This is a genomic window from Paenibacillus sp. J45TS6 (assembly GCF_018403285.1).
Classification (GTDB): domain Bacteria; phylum Bacillota; class Bacilli; order Paenibacillales; family Paenibacillaceae; genus Paenibacillus.
The window spans coordinates 1-4,231 of record NZ_BOSJ01000040.1 but is presented as its reverse complement, the minus strand read 5'-3'; the positions used below and the strand labels follow the sequence as shown (position 1 = coordinate 4,231).

Below are 4,231 nucleotides of genomic sequence, written 5' to 3'. Positions count from 1 at the left end.
GAACTATATGATTATGTGAATTGGTTCAACAAGCATCGCATTCATGGCACTTTAGGATACATGACCCCAATTCAGTACAAAGCTGCATCCCTTAAAAAAGTTGTCTGATTTAATGTTGACAGTCCATCTCCTCCAAACGGAGGCTTGATCAGTACGATAATAAGAATTACAGCAAGAACTCCTGATACAATCATCCATACTAAGCTGCTCTTCCCTTTTGTAGTAACCTCAGAATTATCATCTGCTAACTTCTCCGCATTTTCCTCTTGTACTACTGTCTCTGGAGATGTTTCTTGCTGTGCTGTTTCCTGCTCTTCAGTTAAAGAATCTTTCTTTTCTTCTTCATTATCGTTTTGTAATGGCTTATTATCCAATTTTTAAAATCTCCCTTCGCGGTTTCCTTCTTACTCTATTAAATATAAAGGTTTTATGAAACAAAACATTAAAATAACATAAAAATTTTAAAAGATATCAAATTCAATAACTTTCACCAAAAGATAGATACTAGACTAGTCCACTACTCAAGTTCACTCTTTCGATAGAAATTAGATATAGATAGATACTAATAATAAATAAAAAAGACCTTAACAAGGTCTTTTTTGCACGTTTGTTCAAATGAATAAGCACACCATTAATTCTTATACATCAAATTCTAAACTATGAATCTTCCACTCCTCGTTAACCTTTATAAAACTTAAATATAGGAATGTTGGAGGACTTTCAGGTTCACCATTTAAGCTGATGTAGAATTCTCTTATAAAGATATGATATGTATTTGATTCACGATCATATTCATACCCCTGGATTACCCAATCATCGAATTGAGTCTTTTTTTCATTATTAAATAAGAGCCATTCATAACCCTGAGCGTTTTTGGCGTATAACTTGTTATCTTTTTCTTCAAGCAAGATGTCGTCTGATAACAATTGGCGAAGTTTATCTTTATCTCCTGTTGTGTGAGCTTGAACAAATTCCATTGAAATATTACTTATAAAAGCATAGTTTTCTTTTTCTGTATTATAATTATCAATCTGTGTATTCAGCTGCTGGATCGTTTGATTTAATTCTTCTATCTTTTTTTCTTTTTCATTTAATGTTTCCGTAAATTTTGTTTTTTCTTCTTCAAGCTTACTTTCATACCCTTCTAATGAATCATCTTTTTGAGAACAAGCTGTAAGCAGCGTAAAGCTACAAATAGCTACGATCAATAATTTCCTCATCAGATTCCCCTACTTTCTCACTTCATTAGAAAATCACTATTCCAAAATGACAAAGCTCGAAAAAAGAAAATACAGCCCTACAACAAATACAAAAAACACGACTACATTAAATACGAGCACATTAACAGCCCTTCGATTCTTATAAAAAATAACTGCTATAAAACTTGCGATTATAGATAATATTGAAAACGTAATGCTAAATACAATAGGTAAAAACATTATCGACAATAATACAATGATTCCTAGAATATACGAGATCCGAATTATGCCAAAGCTCTCTCCCCTTTGACCTTTCATGGTTACCTCACTCCTAAAATCCAAAACACACCCTCATTTTACCATATATAGGTTTGAAAAACCTAAAAAAAGCAGCCGGACATTGATTCGGACTGCTCTTTCTCTAGACAGAGATAATAAAGATGATACCTTCATTCTTTTTTACCATAACTTTTTAACAATGTTTCAAATGCTTTATTCCGTTTAACACTACCAAACCCAACAGAAACTCTTTTTACATAATGATTTTTTAATAACGGGATATAATCATCAATATCCATATTCATTGCCGACGAATGTATGAATTCAGCTAGTGCAGGGGCTTCTCCTAAACTACTGATATCCTTAAGCCCTTTCATGTCTTCAATGTTTATTTTCTTCAATTGAGACAACCCTTTTAACGCTGGTAGTACTTCAACATTTTTGAGTGATTGAAGGAACAAGGATTGCAGTCCGGTTAAACTAGAAATAAACGATAGATCCTTAAGACCACGAATCAGCCATAGCTCCAGGTGCTTGATATTTTCCATTCCTTCGATAGCAGAAAAATCTTTTATCCCACCAAGCTTAATATCAAGTGAAGACAATTTTTTCAGAGATGTTAGAAACTCTATATTTTTTGTTGTTATCGACCTCAACGTAACATTCTCAAGATGATTAAGACTACTGATTACACCAATGTTTTTGGTATGTCCTTCGATATATATTTTTTTCAATTTACTGAACCGTTCAAGAACTGATAGATCAGGTTTTTTAGATTTCGTCTGACCTAAAGTAATAGACTCCAAGCTGTCAGTTACACGGTTTAATATTTCAAAGCTATCCAAGTTGAAAATACCGATATGTAGTTCTTTCAATTTATTAAGCTGGGTAATCGTATCTAAATTCGTTACCTCGCTCACTATACAATCTAAAGTTAAGCGACTCACATTGTGCATTATAGAAAGAAAGCTTAAATCACTGTTATAATCTCCATAAATCCGGAGTTCAACATCATCTCTTTCAGAGAATAATATATTATTTAATAATTCTAATGTGTAATGATCAACTGGATTTGAGAACTGGATAATCTCTAAATCTTTATAAGCCAGTAGCTTGTACACTTCTTCTTCTGACAGTTTATTAATGATTTCAAGCCTACCTCTGGAAAATTCGCTAAACATGTTTACTTTTTTGTTAGGTAAAGACGCGAAATTTGGGTAATAATCATCTTTTATAGGCTTATATATTATTTCCTTGAATAACGTTTTCCAATTTTGTGTATCTAATATGGCATTCAGGGCATCTTCCAGATATCCTGCGGAGTATGCGATGTTCTCTGAATACTTATTCAAATCTTCTTTTGTAGCTATACGAACAAAATGCTCACTCGCAGTAACTACCTCAAAATCATCTAATCCATCTCGAATATAGTACTTAGGAATATTTAAGTCTGTAGGTAAATCTGCATTTCCGATAACATCCCAATAACCATCATCTATGTTTACAATGGTTGTCCTTAAAAGAAACACGATGTCCTTACTTAAGATTTCTTGCACATCTAATATTTTATCGCGACTGATAAAATCGAAGGCAATTAGAATGTCATACATTTCTCCAATCTCAACTACTTGTCCATACCCGTAACGATTTTCATCTAGTGAAATAGTAAAAATATCACCAATATTCACTTTCTTTTTCCTCATGATTCATTCTCCATTATCTTTTAATCCCATGTTTGCTTCATTTTTTTCGTGAATTTGATTTCGCGCATTTTCTAGCAAAAAAACCCCTTCGCTTTCGCGAAGAGGTTTACTATGAAGCGGGTGATGGGAATCGAACCCACGCTATCAGCTTGGAAGGCTGAAGTTCTACCATTGAACTACACCCGCGTATAAATATCGGGATGACACGATTTGAACATGCGACCCCCTGGTCCCAAACCAGGTGCTCTACCAAGCTGAGCTACATCCCGTAATATATTATGCCGGTGAAGGGACTCGAACCCCCACGGTTTCCCTCACGATTTTGAGTCGCGCGCGTCTGCCAATTCCGCCACACCGGCTTATTTCTTGTTTCTTATCTAAAAATATAATGGCGCGCCCTGAGAGATTCGAACTCCCGGCCTTTTGATTCGTAGTCAAACGCTCTATCCAGCTGAGCTAAGGGCGCAAAAAATATAAAAGCGGACGACGGGAATCGAACCCGCGACCCTCGCCTTGGCAAGGCGATGCTCTACCGCTGAGCCACGTCCGCAATTAAAGGATGCGCGTGAAGGGACTCGAACCCCCACGTCAAAGACGCTAGATCCTAAGTCTAGTGCGTCTGCCAATTCCGCCACACGCGCATATAAATAATGGTGAGCCATGAAGGGCTCGAACCTTCGACACCCTGATTAAAAGTCAGGTGCTCTACCAACTGAGCTAATGGCTCGTACTAAAATGGCTGGGGATATAGGATTTGAACCTATGCATGACGGAGTCAAAGTCCGTTGCCTTACCGCTTGGCTAATCCCCAACAGTGATAAGGTTTAAAATGGGGCGATCGATGGGACTTGAACCCACGAATGCCGGAGCCACAGACCGGTGCGTTAACCCCTTCGCCACGACCGCCAAAATTTAAAATAAATCTGGTGGAGGATGATGGATTCGAACCACCGAACCCGTAAGGGAGCAGATTTACAGTCTGATGCGTTTGGCCACTTCGCTAATCCTCCATATGAAACTGGTGCCGGCGAGAGGACTTGAACCCCCAAC

4 protein-coding genes and 10 tRNA genes are annotated in these 4,231 nt (G+C 36.9%); 1 reads left to right on the top strand and 13 read right to left on the bottom strand.

Annotated elements, in window-relative coordinates; genetic code table 11:
* Window positions 1-15: 15 nt before the first annotated feature.
* Entirely contained in the window at window positions 16-108 is a 93-nt protein-coding gene (locus tag KJS58_RS24645) for an IS3 family transposase (protein ID WP_374705819.1), read from the top strand.
* On the opposite strand, the gene KJS58_RS24640 is transcribed toward KJS58_RS24645, so the two are convergent.
* The 13 genes from KJS58_RS24640 to KJS58_RS24580 form a co-directional block, all read right to left on the bottom strand.
* Window positions 72-374 (bottom strand): hypothetical protein, encoded by a 303-nt coding sequence (locus KJS58_RS24640; RefSeq protein ID WP_213536323.1) that lies wholly within the window; start codon window positions 372-374, stop codon window positions 72-74. The two genes, KJS58_RS24645 and KJS58_RS24640, sit on opposite strands and share 37 nt — an antisense overlap.
* A gap of 264 nt (window positions 375-638) precedes the next feature.
* Entirely contained in the window at window positions 639-1,220 is a 582-nt protein-coding gene (locus KJS58_RS24635; protein ID WP_213536321.1) for a hypothetical protein, read from the bottom strand.
* Window positions 1,221-1,648: 428 nt separating this feature from the next.
* A complete protein-coding gene (locus KJS58_RS24630; RefSeq protein ID WP_213536313.1) occupies window positions 1,649-3,181 on the bottom strand; it encodes an Imm26 family immunity protein in 1,533 nt (510 codons plus the stop codon).
* Window positions 3,182-3,296: 115 nt separating this feature from the next.
* Window positions 3,297-3,367 (bottom strand) — tRNA-Gly (locus tag KJS58_RS24625).
* A 9-nt stretch (window positions 3,368-3,376) separates the two neighbouring features.
* Window positions 3,377-3,450, bottom strand: a tRNA-Pro gene (locus KJS58_RS24620).
* Between the two features lie 10 nt (window positions 3,451-3,460).
* Window positions 3,461-3,540, bottom strand: a tRNA-Leu gene (locus KJS58_RS24615).
* Window positions 3,541-3,570: 30 nt separating this feature from the next.
* Window positions 3,571-3,647: transfer RNA gene (locus KJS58_RS24610), tRNA-Arg, on the bottom strand.
* 12 nt (window positions 3,648-3,659) lie between these two features.
* Window positions 3,660-3,731: transfer RNA gene (locus KJS58_RS24605), tRNA-Gly, on the bottom strand.
* Window positions 3,732-3,741: 10 nt separating this feature from the next.
* Window positions 3,742-3,822: transfer RNA gene (locus KJS58_RS24600), tRNA-Leu, on the bottom strand.
* Between the two features lie 10 nt (window positions 3,823-3,832).
* A tRNA-Lys gene (locus tag KJS58_RS24595) sits at window positions 3,833-3,908 on the bottom strand.
* Window positions 3,909-3,917: 9 nt separating this feature from the next.
* Window positions 3,918-3,992, bottom strand: a tRNA-Gln gene (locus KJS58_RS24590).
* 19 nt (window positions 3,993-4,011) lie between these two features.
* Window positions 4,012-4,087 (bottom strand) — tRNA-His (locus KJS58_RS24585).
* Between the two features lie 18 nt (window positions 4,088-4,105).
* Window positions 4,106-4,191 (bottom strand) — tRNA-Tyr (locus tag KJS58_RS24580).
* Window positions 4,192-4,231: the final 40 nt, after the last annotated feature.

Bases quoted from the DNA above. Each gene is read 5' to 3' on its own strand.
- KJS58_RS24635 (WP_213536321.1), bottom strand. From the start codon at position 1,220: ATGAGGAAATTATTGATCGTAGCTATTTGTAGCTTTACGCTGCTTACA.
- KJS58_RS24630 (WP_213536313.1), bottom strand. From the start codon at position 3,181: ATGAGGAAAAAGAAAGTGAATATTGGTGATATTTTTACTATTTCACTA.